Genomic DNA, 14,053 nt, shown 5'->3' on the forward strand with positions numbered 1-14,053 from the left:
AGCATCCTGTAATCTCGTCCTTTTAACTATTCTAAGGTGAAATATTCATAAGCTTCTGCTATAATCTATTTCATAAGCGCCTGTAGCTCAGGGGACAGAGCGTGGGGCTCCGGACCCCAAGGTCGGAGGTTCAAATCCTCTCAGGCGCGTTAAACTTTTGTCAAAAGATGACCTAATTTCTCCTTTTTCGTTTTTAGATAGCATTGATTTTTATCATTTGGTTTAACTTCAATGGGAATTCTTTCAACTACTTTAAGACCGTAACCTTCAAGACCGACTATTTTGCGAGGATTATTGGTGAGGAGCTTCATTTTTCTGACTCCCAAATCAACCAATATCTGTGCTCCAACTCCATAGTCTCTTAAATCTGGTTTAAAACCAAGTTTAATGTTAGCCTCAACTGTATCATACCCTTTCTCCTGAAGTTCATAGGCTTTTAGTTTATTTAGTAGACCTATACCTCTTCCCTCCTGTCTCATATAAAGAAGTACACCTTTGCCTGCTTGGTCAATCATTTCAAGCGCTCTATGAAGTTGTGAGCCACAGTCACATCTTTTTGAAAGAAAGACGTCTCCTGTTAGGCATTCTGAGTGAACTCTTACAAGAATTTCGTCATTTGGTTTTATTTCACCTTTTATAAGGGCAAGATGAACTTTGTCATCAATCATTGTAGTGTAAGCTATTGCTTTAAAGTCACCATAATCTGTTGGAAGATTGACAGTTGCAACTCTTCTGACAAGAGTTTCATTTCTCATTCTGTATCTAATCAAGTCTTTTATTGTAGTAATTTTAAGTCCATGTTTCTTCGCAAATTCCATTAGTTCTGGCACTCTTGCCATGGTTCCATCGTCATTCATTATCTCGCATATTACGCCAGCAGGATAAAGTCCAGCAATTCTTGCTAAATCAACTGCTGCTTCCGTATGGCCTGCTCTTTTCAGCACCCCTCCTTTTTGAGCCTTGAGAGGAAAAACATGACCTGGCTTAATCAAATCATCCGGTTTGGTTTTAGGGTCGATGGCAGTAAGGATTGTAACAGCTCTGTCTTGTGCTGAAATGCCAGTCGTTACGCCTCTTCTTGCCTCAATAGATACAGTAAAGGCAGTTTGGTGAGGAGTTTCATTAATGTCTACCATCATGGGAAGCTTAAGTTCTTCAACTCTTTCAGGAGTAAGAGATAGGCAAATTAATCCTCTTGCGTATTTTGCCATGAAATTTATTGCCTCAGCATTTACCTTTTCTGCTGCTATGAAGAGGTCTCCTTCGTTTTCCCTGTCTTCGTCGTCAACAATAATTATCATTTTTCCTTGAACTACATCTTCAAGGACTTCCTCTATTGTATTAAACTTAAAAACCTCTTTTTTTGAGCTCAACATTCGACCTCCTAAGATTTTTAATGATTAAATTTTAATATATCAAAATATTTCACTTTTTTCCAAAGAAATATATGAAATTTTATGGTTGACTTTTAGAGTCTTGAGTATTTTATCATTAGTTGTTTTAAAAGTTATTGAATCCTCTTTAAGAACAGATAAAAGAGACTATAAGGCTTTCTACATAAAAAAGTTGATTAACATTTCATATATTAATTAAAATTAGAGATTAATCTAACAGTTGAGGAGAAGTCTATGAAAATCAAGGGAAAAGTATGGAAGTTTGGTGACAACATTGATACAGACGCCATTATTCCTGCCCGATATCTTAATACCTCAGATCCAAAAGAACTTGCAAAGCATGTTATGGAAGATGCGGACAGCACCTTTCCATCAAAGGTAAAGGCAGGTGATATAATTATTGCGGGTAGAAACTTTGGTTGTGGTTCGTCCCGTGAACATGCGCCAATTGCCATAAAAGCATCGGGAGTTCAGGCAGTAATTGCAAAGAGTTTTGCAAGAATTTTTTTCAGAAATGCTTTTAACATTGGTCTTCCCATATTTGAGGTGCCTGAACTTATTGATGAAACTGCAGAGGGAGATGAAATAGAGATAGATATGGACAGTGGAGAGATAGTAAACCTCTCGAAAGGTAAAAGATACAAAACTAAGCCAATTCCTACATTCATGCAGGAGTTAATTAAAGCAGGTGGGCTTGTAGAGTGGACAAAAAGGAGATTAAGCACGGAGGGAATAAAATGAGTAAAAGAGTTTGTAAAACAAAAAAAACTAATTCACAAAGCAAAACTTACAAAATTGCCGTAATACCCGGTGATGGTACAGGCCCTGAGGTTATAAGAGAGGGAGTTAAGGTTTTAGATGCAGTTAGTGGCCGTATGGGTTTTAAGCTTGAGTATATTTATTATGACTTTGGTGGAGATAGATATCTTCGCACAGGAGAGACTTTGCCAGACAGTGCTGTTGAAGAATTGAAGAAGTTTGATGCTATTTATCTCGGTGCAATTGGACATCCTGATGTAAAGCCTGGTATTCTTGAAAAAGGTATTCTTTTAAGACTTCGCTTTGAGCTTGACCAATATGTCAATTTACGACCTGTAAAACTTTATCCAGGCGTTGACTGTCCCCTTAAAGACAAAAAGCCTGAAGACATAGATTTTGTAGTAGTAAGGGAAAATACAGAGGGTTTATATACTGGTTCTGGAGGTTTTTTAAAAAAAGGCACACCCGATGAGGTGGCTATTCAGGTGTCTATTAACACCCGTAAAGGCGTTGAACGTTGTATCAGATACGCCTTTGAATACTGTAAAAAACGCAACAAAAAGAAGAAGCTTACTCTTTGTGGAAAAACTAATGTGCTTACCTTTGCCTTTGACCTCTGGGAAAGAACTTTTTATGAAGTTGCCAAAGAATATCCAGATATTACAACCGACTATGCCCATGTCGATGCGATTACCATGTGGTTTGTGAAAAATCCCGAGTGGTTTGACGTGATAGTAACAGATAACATGTTTGGAGATATAATTACTGACCTCGGTGCAATGATTCAGGGAGGAATGGGAATAGCTGCTGGTGGAAATATTAATCCCGACGGTGTCTCTATGTTTGAGCCAATTGGCGGTTCTGCTCCAAAATACACTGGTAAAAATGTAATAAACCCCCTTGCAGCCATTTGCGCAGGTGGTATGATGCTTGAAACTCTTGGAGAGGAAAAGGCAGGACAACTCATAGAAAGAGCAGTAATAGAAGTAACAGGTAGGCATCTCAAGAGTCTTGCTGCAGGAAAGATGGGGTATACAACCCAAGAAGTAGGTGATTTGGTAGCAAAATATGTAACAGAACTTGCTGTGGAGGTATGAAGATGCTTAAAAGGAAAGAAAAATACGTTGTTGCTGTTGTGGGAGCAACAGGTGCTGTTGGAAATGAGATGATTGCTGTGCTTGAGGAAAGAGATTTTCCTGTAGAGACGCTCAGACTCTTTGCTTCAGAAAGAAGCGAAGGAGTAAGGCTTAATTTTAAGGGTGAGGAGATTCCTGTTGAAACTCTAAAGGAAGAATCCTTTAAGGGCATTGACATAGCACTTTTTTCAGCTGGCGCAGAGAGGTCACGCATATGGGCTCCTGTGGCTGCTAAGTCTGGCTGTGTAGTAATTGATAACTCCAGTCAGTGGAGAATGGATCCAGAAGTTCCTCTTGTAGTTCCTGAGGTTAACCCTCATGACCTTAAATGGCATAAAGGGATAATTGCCAATCCAAACTGTTCGACCATTCAGATGGTGGTTGCATTGAAACCAATTCACGATGTGGCAAAGATAAAACGCGTTGTTGTGACAACTTTTCAATCCGTATCAGGTACGGGTAAAAAGGCAATGGATGAACTTTTGCAGCAGACCGTAGCTTTGCTTAATTTCAAAGACATTGAGATAAAAGTCTATCCTCATCAGATTGCTTTCAATGTTCTTCCTCACATAGACAAATTCCTGGATAATGCTTATACAAAAGAAGAGATGAAGATGGTCTTGGAAACTCAGAAGATAATGGGAGACCCTTCAATAAAGGTTACTGCTACCACAGTTAGAGTTCCCGTATTTAGGGGACACTCAGAGAGTGTAAATATTGAAACAGAACAAAAACTCTCAGCTCAGCAGGTAAGAGAACTTCTCAGTAAAGCCCCTGGTGTTATTGTAATAGATAATCCAGAAAAGAATGAGTATCCTCTTCCAATTTATGCGTCTGGTAAAGACGAAGTTTTTGTTGGGAGAATTCGCGAAGACGAATCTATTCCAAATGGAATTAACATGTGGGTTGTCTCTGACAATCTCAGAAAAGGGGCTGCTTTGAACGCTGTTCAGATAGCAGAAGAGCTTATTAAAATGGCAGCATAGGCTGTCTTAAAGTTTTAACAGGAGGCAAAAATGTTAGGTGAAAGAAAGGATTATATCTTTACCTCTGAATCTGTCACAGAGGGACATCCAGATAAAGTTGCTGACCAGATTTCCGATGCAATATTAGATGCTATGCTTGAGAAAGACCCCTATTCCCGTGTAGCCTGTGAGACATTGGTGACCACCGGTCTTGTAATGGTTGCAGGTGAGATAACAACAAGCTGTTATGTGGATATTCCCTCTGTTATCAGGGAAACAGTAAAGGAAATAGGTTATACAAGAGCAAAATATGGTTTTGACTATGAGACCTGCGCGGTAATAACCTCGATTCATGAGCAGTCTCAGGATATTGCAATGGGAGTTGACCCCGGTGGTGCAGGAGACCAGGGTCTCATGTTTGGTTTTGCTTGCAATGAGACAGAGGAGTTGATGCCTCTTCCTATAATGCTTGCACATAAGCTTGCCATGAAACTTGCAGAAGTTAGAAAAAAAGACATTCTTAACTATTTAAGACCAGATGGGAAAACTCAGGTTACCATAGAATACAGAGATGGCAAACCCTATCAGGTAAGAAGCGTGGTTGTATCAGCTCAGCATGCGCCAGACATAACAATGAGAGAGATGAGAGAGGATATAGTCGAAAAAGTTATAAAACCTGTTATTCCAAAGGAACTTCTTGATGAGGAAACTGTCCAGTATTTCATAAATCCAACGGGAAGATTTGTAACCGGTGGACCTATGGGCGATACGGGTGTTACAGGCAGAAAGATAATAGTTGACACCTATGGCGGAGTGGCAAGACATGGCGGTGGATGCTTTTCCGGTAAAGATGCCACAAAGGTAGACCGTTCAGGCTCATACATGGCAAGATACATTGCAAAAAATCTTGTCGCAGCAGGTCTTTGTGAACGTGTAGAAATTCAGATTGCCTATGTAATTGGCGTACCAGAACCTGTTTCCGTTTATATCAACAGTTATGGCACAGGGAAAATTGATGACAGAAAAATGGAGGAGATTGTAAAGAAGAGTTTTGACCTTACACCAAAGGGTATTATAGAGAAACTTCAGCTTAGAAGACCTATTTTTAAGAAAACCGCTGCCTATGGCCATTTTGGAAGACCAGACCCCGATTTTACCTGGGAAAAGACAGACATGGCAGAAATATTAAGAAAGGAGGCAGAGCTTTGCTAAAACATGACATAAAGGATATTAAATTAGCTGAAAAGGGAAGGCTTCGCATTGAATGGGCAGAACGGGACATGCCTGTGCTTAGAATGATACGGGAGAGGTTTAAGAAAGAAAAACCTCTTAAGGGAGTTAGACTTTCTGCCTGTCTTCATGTAACTACTGAAACGGCTAACCTTATGATAACCCTTAAAGAAGGCGGTGCTGAACTTGCCCTGTGTGCCTCAAATCCTTTGAGCACTCAAGATGATGTAGCAGCTGCTCTTGTAAAATTCTATGAAATTCCAGTTTTTGCCATAAAAGGCGAAGACAGAGATAAGTATTATAAACACATCTACGAGACTCTTGATATTAAACCGCACATTACAATGGATGACGGAGCTGATTTGGTTTCAACTCTACACAAGGAAAAAAAGTCGCTTCTAAAAAATGTACTTGGTGGCACAGAGGAAACCACCACAGGTGTAATAAGGCTAAGGGCTATGGCTGAGGATGGTGCTCTAAAGTATCCTGTTGTTGCTGTTAATGATGCCTATACAAAACATCTTTTTGATAATCGCTATGGCACAGGCCAGAGCACAATTGACGGAATTCTTAGAGCTACAAACAGACTTCTTGCGGGTTCAATTTTTGTAGTATGTGGTTATGGATGGTGTGGAAGAGGAGTGGCTATGCGCGCAAGAGGAATGGGTGCGAGAGTAGTTGTAACAGAGATAGACCCTCTTAAAGCACTTGAGGCAGTTATGGATGGCTATGATGTTATGTCCATAATGGATGCAGCAAAAATAGGAGACATCTTTGTTACTGTAACTGGAAATATTAATGTCATATCAGAAAAGGTTTTCACAAAAATGAAAGATGGAGCTATTGTTGCCAATACAGGACATTTTAATGTGGAGATAGACATTGAAGGACTTGAGAGGATTTCTAAAGGGAAGAGAGTTGTTAGAGACTTTGTCGAAGAATATACACTTAAAGATGGAAGAAAAATATATCTTCTTGCAGAGGGAAGGCTTGTCAATCTCTCTGCGGCAGAAGGACATCCTGCAGCTGTTATGGACATGAGTTTTGCTAATCAGGCACTGTCTGCTGAGTATATATATAAGAATGGGAAAAAACTCGAGAAAAAAGTTTATTCCGTTCCAGAAGAGATAGACAGAGAAATTGCAAGGCTTAAGCTTGAAACGATGGGAATTAAGATTGACAAACTCACAAAAGAGCAGTTCAAATATCTTCACAGCTGGCAGGAGGGCACATAAGAAGCCCTTTGTTAAATGGAATATAAAATAAAAGTAAAGCCCGAAGACTTTCAGGTAAGGGAGATATCCTCTCTTCCCCTAACAGATAGAGGTTCCTTTGGAGTTTTTAAATTAAAAAAGCAGGGATGGAATACGGTTGATTTATTAAAGAAAATTTCGAGACAATTCTTCATCCCTCCTTCACGAATATCCTATGGCGGTAAAAAGGATAGACATGCCCTTACAGAGCAGCTTATAACAATAGAGAAGCCTCCTAAAGGCTTTCACATAAAAGAGAAAAATTACTCTCTCAAACTTATAGGTTTTTCCAAAGAGCCCATGCAACCAAGACATATTGAAGGCAATCATTTCACCATCACTATACGCTCCATATCTACGGAAGGTGAACAATATCTACAAGAACCTCTTAAAAAAATTGAAAGAGATGGACTGATTAACTATTTTGATGACCAAAGATTTGGTAGTTTTGACTCTAAACAGGGCTTTATTGGTGAGAAAATCATTAAAGAGCATTACAATGGAGCAGTAAAAATTTATCTAACCCATATCCATCCTGAAGACAAAAAGGAGGCCAAGGAGAGAAAAAAGAAACTCTTTGAAAACTGGGGTAATTGGGAGCAATGCTTAAATTTAGCTAAAACAGAGTTTGAGAAATTCAGCTTTGCCCATTTAAAGGATAACCCGCGAGACTTTCTCTCATTAATTAGAAAAATTCCGAAGGAAGATATATCCATGTTTTTCTCCTGCTATCAGAGCTTTCTGTGGAATGAAACAGTAAGGAGACTTATTCTATCAATGACAGAGGAAGAAGCTATTCTCTCTCACAGAGGTATTGCGGGAGATTATCTTTTCTTTAGCGAGATGGAAACTAAAAAAAGAGAATATTTAGAGAATTTAAAAATTCCAACGGCTTCATCAAAAGTTACAATGCCTGACAAATTAACAGAGAGTATCTATAATGCTTTGCTTAAAGAGAGAGATGTAAAACCATCTATGTTTAATCTCAGAAAAATCAGGCATGCTTTTTTTAAGTCCGTTGAAAGGGAGGTTTTGATAAAGCCCCAGCAATTTGAATATGAAATTAGAGAAGACGAAATATATGAGGGTAAGAGAAAACTCATCCTTAAGTTTATCCTTCCGAGAGGCAGTTATGCCACTATGCTCATTAAAAGGCTATTCGCAAAGAAGCTCAAGAAAGGAGGATAGCCATGCCTTATTTTGTTGTTCACGAACATCATGCAAGGCAGCTTCACTTTGATTTTAGGCTTGAAAGAGACGGAGTTCTTAAATCTTGGGCAGTTCCGAAAGGACCTTCCATGAATCCTAATGACAAGAGGCTTGCAATAATGGTAGAAGACCATGACCTTGAGTATGGAAGCTTTGAGGGTGTTATTCCTGAGGGTGAGTATGGTGCTGGCGAGGTCTACATCTGGGACAGTGGAGAATATGAAACAGTGAAAGGCTCAATTGAGGAAGGGCAGTGGGAGTTTAGACTTAAGGGGCAAAAGCTTAAGGGCAAATTTGTGCTCATAAAGACCAAGGCAAAGCCAGACCAATGGTTACTTATAAAGAAAAAAGATGAATATGCAGACTACAACTTCGTTTTAAAAACACGGGCATGATATAATCAATCTATGGATATTTTTGATATCATAAAAAACCGAAGAAGCATAAGAAAATACAAAGATGAAATTCCGCCTGAAGACTTAATTAAAAAGTGCATAGAGGCTGCTCTGTATGCACCGTCTGCAAGAAACTCTCAACCTTGGTATTTTATAATTGTTAAGGAAAAGGATAAAATTGCCCAACTGAGCAAAGCTCAACCATATACAAAGTTTCTTGAAGGTGCACCATATGTCATAGTGGCTTTAGCCGATGAAAAGAAAAGCAATCATTGGCTTGAAGACATGGGATGTGCAATTATGGCACTTTTACTTGAAGCTCATTCTATTGGTTTAGGAGCATGCTGGGGTGCAATTTATCATCCTGACTCTATGGAAAGAGAAAATCATGTAAGACAGGTACTTGATGTTCCAAAAAATTTAAGAATTATTGCCTGTATAGGAATTGGTTATCCCGATGAGACACCATCATCGAAGAAAATAAAGAGCCTTGATGAAGCAATAATAAAAATTGTCTGAAAAACTGATTTATACAATTGGCACAAGTAACCGTTCAATTGATGAGTTCATAGAAATTTTAGAAAAGTACCGAATAAAGACAGCTATAGATGTAAGAAGCTTCCCGCAATCAAAAAAATTTCCTCATTTCAATTCGGAAAGACTCATAGAAACTTTAGAAAAAGAAGGAATCAGATATGTCTCTTTGGGAAAGGAACTTGGTGGCTTCAGAAAAGGCGGCTATGAGAATTATACTAAAACAGAAGAATTTGCAAAAGGAATTGAAAAACTTGAAGAAATTGCAGGACGTAGTTTATCAGTATTTTTATGTGCAGAAAAGCTCTTCTTTCGCTGTCATAGAAGATTTATTTCTGAGGTGCTTACTAAAAGAGGGTGGAAAGTCTTGCATATAGTTGAAAAAGAAAGAATCTATGAGCATAAAAAAGCAGTTTTAGAGCAAAAATCCATAGAATTTGAAAGATTAAATGGATATTGAAAGGTTCTTAGAAAAAGTAGAGCAGAATAACCTTAAGAATATTGTTCAATCAATATCTATTCCAAGACATGGTTGGTATAACTACGAAGCCCTCTTGTCAGTAGCAAACTTTGTTGAAGATAGATTTAGAGAATACGGCTATATTGTTGAAATTGATGGATTTTCCTATAATGGCAAGGAATACAAAAATATCATAGCTACTCTAAAGGGTATTAACTCAAACAAAGACTGGTTATTGATTGGTGCACACTATGACTCTGCTATAGGTTCTCCCGGTGCTGATGACAATGCAAGCGGTGTGGCTGTAATGCTTGAAGTAGCAAGAGTTATTAGAGAGACTCCAATTGCTGAAAAGATAAAATTTGTTGCCTTTACCCTTGAAGAACCCCAGTCTTTTGACCTTAAATTCATAATCGGAAGTAGTCAATTTGTAAAAAAATTAAAAAAGCTTGGGCACAGATATAAAGCATTGATACTTGAATCAGTGGGTTATTTTTCAGAGATGAAGGACTCACAAAAACTTCCTGCTTTTACAAAAGGACCAGATGTGGGAAATTTTCTTGGCGTTGTGGGAAATGGGAAATCAAATGCTCTTTTGGAGCTTTTTGAACAGGCAGAAACCTTTGTTCCTTCACTTAACCTTATTACACATAAAGTTCCACTCAATGGCTGGCTATCCCTTGAAACGAGATTTAGTGACCATGCACCTTTCTGGGATGCAGGTTTTCAGGCAGTAATGCTTACTGATACAGCCATGTTCAGAAATCCCTATTATCATACCTCTCAAGACACACCTGAAAAGCTTAATTATTTCTTTATGGAGGATGTTACTAAAGCACTATTGGTTGCTGTTTTGATAAAACAAAGTTATTAACAATCCTTTTTGCTTTTTCTTTATTTTTAAATCTTATTTCCCTATAAAGCCTTTCACAATCCTTGAAAGAAAGTTTATTGACCATTCTTACAACTTTAATCTCATCAATAAGATGGGGAGTTTTATTTGTCTCTTTGGGAAGCATCTCTTCTTTTTCAATTAGCATTATGTAGATAAGTGACCTTGCAGAGAGAAGATTTTCCCACTCTTCATTCTCCCTTTTGTTGAAAATGTACCGAAGGGTAAGAATGTCTCCCGGTGGAAAGAGCCATCTTTTGCCAGTGAGTTCTTTTACTGTATTTTCTAATGAAAAAACCTTATTTATCTTACAATGATTTACTAATTTCTCAGAAAGCAATTTGCTTAAATACTGATGAATAGCACCGGCTTCAATAAAAACTTTACCCTTCTGAGGCAATGAGTCTAAAATTGCATTAGCGCGAAGACTATCGCGGATACGAAATCTTTCAGCATCAGCCATAGCAAATTTTTTTACTGTCTCAACTATTTCATTAAAGGGGTTACTTATTGATGCCTCATAGAAATCTATCAATTCTCTTGTTGCTTTCTTCTCCACTTCATAGACATCTTTCAATTCTGCAATTTTTTCTATATCCTGAGGCATTTTCCCGTCAGAAAACAAATCATAAATTTTTAAAAGTTTCTGCATATAGGGTTCAATTTGTACTATCTCCTTTCCATTTCTGTAAAGTTTCTTGAGAATTTCATAGAATCGGTAGGAAAACTCAGGAAATTCAAAAATCTCTTCTTCAAGATATTCCTCAATAGAGATTTCCTCTTTGAGCATTTTCCTGAACATTTCATTTGGAGCTTCTTCAAGAATTATAAAGTCAGATTGCTTCATCCAATCATAAATTGATGACAAAAACTCAACTCTATGTGATGAAAAAACAACATTGACTTCATCAGGCATTAATAAATATAGGACTTTGAGGCAAATTTTTACAAACTTTTTTCTGGATATGAATAAAGGTTTAAGTTTTATGGTAAACATGTGTTAGATTAGATTGAACAATGATTGAGGGTTTATTAGGAATATTGTTAGCTTTTGTAGTTTTTATTCTTGTGTTATTTTTTGGCAAGAGGAAGCCCAATCAAAAAGTCGCCATCCCTATTAACAAGGCTTTGTCCCATGAAGGCTTTATAAATTTGGATTTGTCAGACACTAAAATTCAACCCCTCAAAGAAGCCTTTAAAGCGACTGTTCCTTATCCAGTTTTCATAGAACAGGCATTCCAGAGACCACAGGATGATTTAATTATTTGCTGGGTTTCAAATACAGAGGGTGATAACAATGCACTAATAGCAGTAATACCTCAAAGAGTAAAAACTGGAAGATGGATTCTCTTTCATATACCCTCAATAAAAGGCAAGATTGTTAATATCCTTCGCAAGGGTAATGAATTATCCCTCTCATCCTCAGGATTCAATAAAGTTGAACATCATTTTTCTGACCAATCAATAAAGTATTCGGAACTTTATATTCACAAAAATAGCTTTACACCAACCTTTCATAGTGATTTTTATAATGTTTTGCAGCAGTGTGGCAATGTTGTGATTCGTTCAACGGGTTCAAATATTTTAATAGAGAGAATTTCACCATACAGAACTGAATCTTGGGAACAAGAAGTAAGAGAGCTTTTGAGAATAACTAAATTGATAAGAGGTATGTTTTAATATAATCAATAACAATGGCAGAATTTTTTGATAGAGAGACTGCAAGAAAGTTTTTGAAGGAGTTATCTCCCTCAGAGCAGTATTACTTTCTTAACAAAGTAAATGAAGCTGTTTACAAGGATGGTTACGCTCCTGACGAAGACCTTTTTTATTACTGCTACTTTTTAACTCTCAAAGAAAGACTGAGAACTATTACCTCATATAGAACTGAAGGATATTTAAGATACATATACGCTGAAGGGTTGAAGGGTGTGGAAGATTCAATAAAGTTCTATAAAGAAAGGATTGATTCAAAAAGAAGTTTATCAGATAGAACTATTCCTAAGAGACTTAAATAGCGAAGTTTTTGAGCAAACATCAAGATAAATGCAAGGAATGCAATAAAGCTCATACCAATGATTAAAGATTTCAGATAGTTTTTTCTTTATTTCCTCCCATGAAACATTATAGGTTGTTTTAAGTTTTAGCAATTCCAAGGCAGTTTTATCCATTTCTGCTATTTCTTTTTCATCCTTGCAGATATTGTTTATAAGATGGGGACATTTTTTACATATTTCATCTGCTCCTTCAGCAACAAAGATAATTTCATCTTTTGCTCTATCAATGACAGTATAAAGGTTTTCAACAAATGCTTTGTTATATCCCTCTCCCGTAAAGAAATGCAAACATATCAGATGATGCCCACGTAAGTAAATCATAGCAAAAACCTATTATTCAAACTTTAAAGCATACCTTGCAATACTCTCCGATGTGAGCCTTTCATCCAACTCTGCCAAAATTTTGATGTATTTTACATAAAGATATAGTTTTTAAAAAGATAAATTAGATCATAAATAAACCATTCGGCGTTTTTTGGCTTGCTTTTATAAAAAATTTTATAATACTACTACATGATGAAAAACACATTTTAAGAGTGATTGAATTAATGGATAAACTTATTCCTGCGTCAACTATAGAAAATCTTGCTCTTTTGGAGTTGGCAAGATTACTATTATCTGTAGCTTTACATAATATAAGAATAGCTCCTTCTGAAAATTAGGTATGTGGACTTCTTTCAGACTCATATAGCGATACTGATACGGTCAGATATAGGTCATTCCGTGAGGCATAGATGCAATCTATATTGTTACAGGGTTTATTAGATAGTTTATCAAGAAGAAAATCCTCTAATACGGTTTTCAATCAATATCAAGATAAAAATATTCTCAATAATTTAAGATTATATCTCGAGTATCTTATTAAGAATAACTCTAAAATTTTACTAATTGGTGAAGCACCTGGATACAGAGGATGTAGATTAACAGGGATACCACTTACTAGCGGAAAAGTCATAATAAATTTTCAGCGTAAAATTAAAATATTTAAAGAGATAGGAAACGAAATTAAACTTCACCAAATAGTGTCTGAAAATACGGCAACAATCTTCTGGAATTTTCTGGCGAGTTATAACAAACCTGTTCCTATTTTATGGAATGCTTTTCCGTTTCATCCACATAAAAAAGAAATGCCTGAAAGCAATAGGAAGCCCAATCGATCAGAAATAGAAGAAGGTAAGGAATATTTAAAAATTATTTATGACCTATTTAAACCAGAAAAACTTTGTTCTCTGGGATGCGTTGGTGAAAGAGTATTGAATGAATTATTTCCTTATAAAAATATAATCTACATCAGACATCCATCATATGGTGGCAAAGAAAAATTTATCAACGGAATTTTGAAATTATATGATAGCTGAAAATTTTTCACCTAATCGTGGCGATATGGAAATTGTTGAAGAACTAAATATTTATGACTAAGAAAAATTCAATAAAAGATGCTTCAAATATCCTAATGCTATTAAGATATTTTACAAAGTAATAAGATTAAACATTTTTAGACGTTAAAAAATATAAAAAATTAAAACATTATCTAGTGATAGACGTTAGAATATTGACTTAATCTTTATTAGTCAAGAGTCGATATAACACATAAATATTGTGATATGCTTATACCTTACATAATTTTTTTTGTAACTTGCCTTTACTCTTTACCATCTCTGCCAAGGGTTTGAACATTTATTTATACATACATCTTTCCCATTGCCCTCTTTTATGCAATTCTTATAACAATAATCATCAATTGAAGAGGAGGGTGCCTTGCATTGTTC

Annotated in this window: 17 protein-coding genes and 1 tRNA gene; 15 read left to right on the plus strand and 3 right to left on the minus strand. The window is 36.6% G+C overall.

Translation table 11 applies throughout. The features are described from left to right. The first annotated feature begins 76 nt into the window (after positions 1–76). Positions 77–149, plus strand: a tRNA-Arg gene (locus tag ACZ430_RS07255). On the opposite strand, the gene ACZ430_RS07260 is transcribed toward ACZ430_RS07255, so the two are convergent. Then, positions 150–1,376, minus strand: a complete 1,227-nt coding sequence (locus ACZ430_RS07260) for a bifunctional 3,4-dihydroxy-2-butanone-4-phosphate synthase/GTP cyclohydrolase II (protein WP_464910479.1) — start codon at positions 1,374–1,376, stop codon at positions 150–152. It lies immediately after the preceding tRNA gene. A gap of 252 nt (positions 1,377–1,628) precedes the next feature. On the opposite strand from ACZ430_RS07260, the gene leuD reads away from it, so the two are divergent. The 10 genes from leuD to ACZ430_RS07310 are packed head-to-tail and all read left to right on the plus strand — an operon-like array spanning position 1,629 to position 10,209. Continuing rightward, positions 1,629–2,135 (plus strand): 3-isopropylmalate dehydratase small subunit, encoded by a 507-nt coding sequence (gene leuD, locus ACZ430_RS07265; RefSeq protein WP_464910480.1) that lies wholly within the window; start codon positions 1,629–1,631, stop codon positions 2,133–2,135. After that, positions 2,132–3,250, plus strand: coding sequence for a 3-isopropylmalate dehydrogenase (locus ACZ430_RS07270; protein WP_464910481.1), 1,119 nt, complete (start codon positions 2,132–2,134; stop codon positions 3,248–3,250). Before leuD ends, ACZ430_RS07270 begins: the two co-directional genes overlap by 4 nt. A 2-nt stretch (positions 3,251–3,252) precedes the next feature. Next, positions 3,253–4,275, plus strand: a complete 1,023-nt coding sequence (locus ACZ430_RS07275; RefSeq protein ID WP_464910482.1) for an aspartate-semialdehyde dehydrogenase — start codon at positions 3,253–3,255, stop codon at positions 4,273–4,275. Between the two features lie 30 nt (positions 4,276–4,305). After that, on the plus strand, positions 4,306–5,466 hold the full coding sequence (gene metK, locus ACZ430_RS07280) for a methionine adenosyltransferase (RefSeq protein ID WP_464910483.1): 1,161 nt from the start codon (positions 4,306–4,308) through the stop codon (positions 5,464–5,466). After that, complete coding sequence (ahcY, locus tag ACZ430_RS07285; protein ID WP_464910484.1) at positions 5,460–6,719, plus strand: adenosylhomocysteinase; 1,260 nt, start codon at positions 5,460–5,462, stop codon at positions 6,717–6,719. Before metK ends, ahcY begins: the two co-directional genes overlap by 7 nt. 15 nt (positions 6,720–6,734) lie before the next feature. Then, positions 6,735–7,925, plus strand: a complete 1,191-nt coding sequence (truD, locus tag ACZ430_RS07290; RefSeq protein WP_297209408.1) for a tRNA pseudouridine(13) synthase TruD — start codon at positions 6,735–6,737, stop codon at positions 7,923–7,925. A 2-nt stretch (positions 7,926–7,927) separates the two neighbouring features. After that, positions 7,928–8,341, plus strand: a complete 414-nt coding sequence (locus tag ACZ430_RS07295; RefSeq protein WP_297209407.1) for a DNA polymerase ligase N-terminal domain-containing protein — start codon at positions 7,928–7,930, stop codon at positions 8,339–8,341. 12 nt (positions 8,342–8,353) lie between these two features. After that, positions 8,354–8,860 (plus strand): nitroreductase family protein, encoded by a 507-nt coding sequence (locus ACZ430_RS07300; protein ID WP_297209405.1) that lies wholly within the window; start codon positions 8,354–8,356, stop codon positions 8,858–8,860. Then, positions 8,853–9,335 carry a DUF488 domain-containing protein gene (locus ACZ430_RS07305; protein ID WP_297209402.1) on the plus strand — a complete coding sequence of 161 codons (483 nt, stop codon included), beginning with the start codon at positions 8,853–8,855 and terminating at the stop codon, positions 9,333–9,335. The genes ACZ430_RS07300 and ACZ430_RS07305 overlap by 8 nt, the downstream gene beginning before the upstream one ends. Further along, positions 9,325–10,209 carry a M28 family peptidase gene (locus tag ACZ430_RS07310; protein WP_297209399.1) on the plus strand — a complete coding sequence of 295 codons (885 nt, stop codon included), beginning with the start codon at positions 9,325–9,327 and terminating at the stop codon, positions 10,207–10,209. The genes ACZ430_RS07305 and ACZ430_RS07310 overlap by 11 nt, the downstream gene beginning before the upstream one ends. On the opposite strand, the gene ACZ430_RS07315 is transcribed toward ACZ430_RS07310, so the two are convergent. Further along, the gene (locus ACZ430_RS07315) at positions 10,166–11,143 is read right to left on the minus strand and encodes a hypothetical protein (RefSeq protein WP_297209396.1); all 978 of its coding nucleotides are present in this window, start codon (positions 11,141–11,143) and stop codon (positions 10,166–10,168) included. The genes ACZ430_RS07310 and ACZ430_RS07315 overlap by 44 nt on opposite strands. A 101-nt stretch (positions 11,144–11,244) precedes the next feature. Here ACZ430_RS07315 and ACZ430_RS07320 point away from each other — a divergent pair, with 101 nt between their 5' ends. Continuing rightward, complete coding sequence (locus tag ACZ430_RS07320) at positions 11,245–11,907, plus strand: hypothetical protein (RefSeq protein WP_297209393.1); 663 nt, start codon at positions 11,245–11,247, stop codon at positions 11,905–11,907. A 14-nt stretch (positions 11,908–11,921) separates the two neighbouring features. Further along, entirely contained in the window at positions 11,922–12,245 is a 324-nt protein-coding gene (locus ACZ430_RS07325) for a hypothetical protein (RefSeq protein ID WP_297209390.1), read from the plus strand. Here the strand turns inward: ACZ430_RS07325 and ACZ430_RS07330 are convergent. Then, positions 12,213–12,605, minus strand: coding sequence for a DUF1284 domain-containing protein (locus ACZ430_RS07330; RefSeq protein WP_297209387.1), 393 nt, complete (start codon positions 12,603–12,605; stop codon positions 12,213–12,215). The two genes, ACZ430_RS07325 and ACZ430_RS07330, sit on opposite strands and share 33 nt — an antisense overlap. Positions 12,606–12,787: 182 nt before the next feature. Between ACZ430_RS07330 and ACZ430_RS07335 the strand changes: the two genes are divergently transcribed. After that, positions 12,788–12,946, plus strand: coding sequence for an HD domain-containing protein (locus ACZ430_RS07335; protein ID WP_464910774.1), 159 nt, complete (start codon positions 12,788–12,790; stop codon positions 12,944–12,946). Between the two features lie 72 nt (positions 12,947–13,018). Continuing rightward, the gene (locus tag ACZ430_RS07340; protein ID WP_297209384.1) at positions 13,019–13,642 is read left to right on the plus strand and encodes a uracil-DNA glycosylase; all 624 of its coding nucleotides are present in this window, start codon (positions 13,019–13,021) and stop codon (positions 13,640–13,642) included. Positions 13,643–14,053: the final 411 nt, after the last annotated feature.

It is taken from the genome of Thermodesulfovibrio sp. TK500a, from assembly GCF_055381765.1.

Bases quoted from the DNA above. Each gene is read 5' to 3' on its own strand.
- ACZ430_RS07260 (WP_464910479.1), bottom strand. From the start codon at position 1,376: ATGTTGAGCTCAAAAAAAGAGGTTTTTAAGTTTAATACAATAGAGGAA.
- leuD (WP_464910480.1), top strand. From the start codon at position 1,629: ATGAAAATCAAGGGAAAAGTATGGAAGTTTGGTGACAACATTGATACA.
- ACZ430_RS07270 (WP_464910481.1), top strand. From the start codon at position 2,132: ATGAGTAAAAGAGTTTGTAAAACAAAAAAAACTAATTCACAAAGCAAA.
- ACZ430_RS07275 (WP_464910482.1), top strand. From the start codon at position 3,253: ATGCTTAAAAGGAAAGAAAAATACGTTGTTGCTGTTGTGGGAGCAACA.
- metK (WP_464910483.1), top strand. From the start codon at position 4,306: ATGTTAGGTGAAAGAAAGGATTATATCTTTACCTCTGAATCTGTCACA.
- truD (WP_297209408.1), top strand. From the start codon at position 6,735: ATGGAATATAAAATAAAAGTAAAGCCCGAAGACTTTCAGGTAAGGGAG.
- ACZ430_RS07295 (WP_297209407.1), top strand. From the start codon at position 7,928: ATGCCTTATTTTGTTGTTCACGAACATCATGCAAGGCAGCTTCACTTT.
- ACZ430_RS07300 (WP_297209405.1), top strand. From the start codon at position 8,354: ATGGATATTTTTGATATCATAAAAAACCGAAGAAGCATAAGAAAATAC.
- ACZ430_RS07310 (WP_297209399.1), top strand. From the start codon at position 9,325: ATGGATATTGAAAGGTTCTTAGAAAAAGTAGAGCAGAATAACCTTAAG.
- ACZ430_RS07315 (WP_297209396.1), bottom strand. From the start codon at position 11,143: ATGCCTGATGAAGTCAATGTTGTTTTTTCATCACATAGAGTTGAGTTT.
- ACZ430_RS07320 (WP_297209393.1), top strand. From the start codon at position 11,245: ATGATTGAGGGTTTATTAGGAATATTGTTAGCTTTTGTAGTTTTTATT.
- ACZ430_RS07325 (WP_297209390.1), top strand. From the start codon at position 11,922: ATGGCAGAATTTTTTGATAGAGAGACTGCAAGAAAGTTTTTGAAGGAG.
- ACZ430_RS07330 (WP_297209387.1), bottom strand. From the start codon at position 12,605: ATGATTTACTTACGTGGGCATCATCTGATATGTTTGCATTTCTTTACG.
- ACZ430_RS07340 (WP_297209384.1), top strand. From the start codon at position 13,019: ATGCAATCTATATTGTTACAGGGTTTATTAGATAGTTTATCAAGAAGA.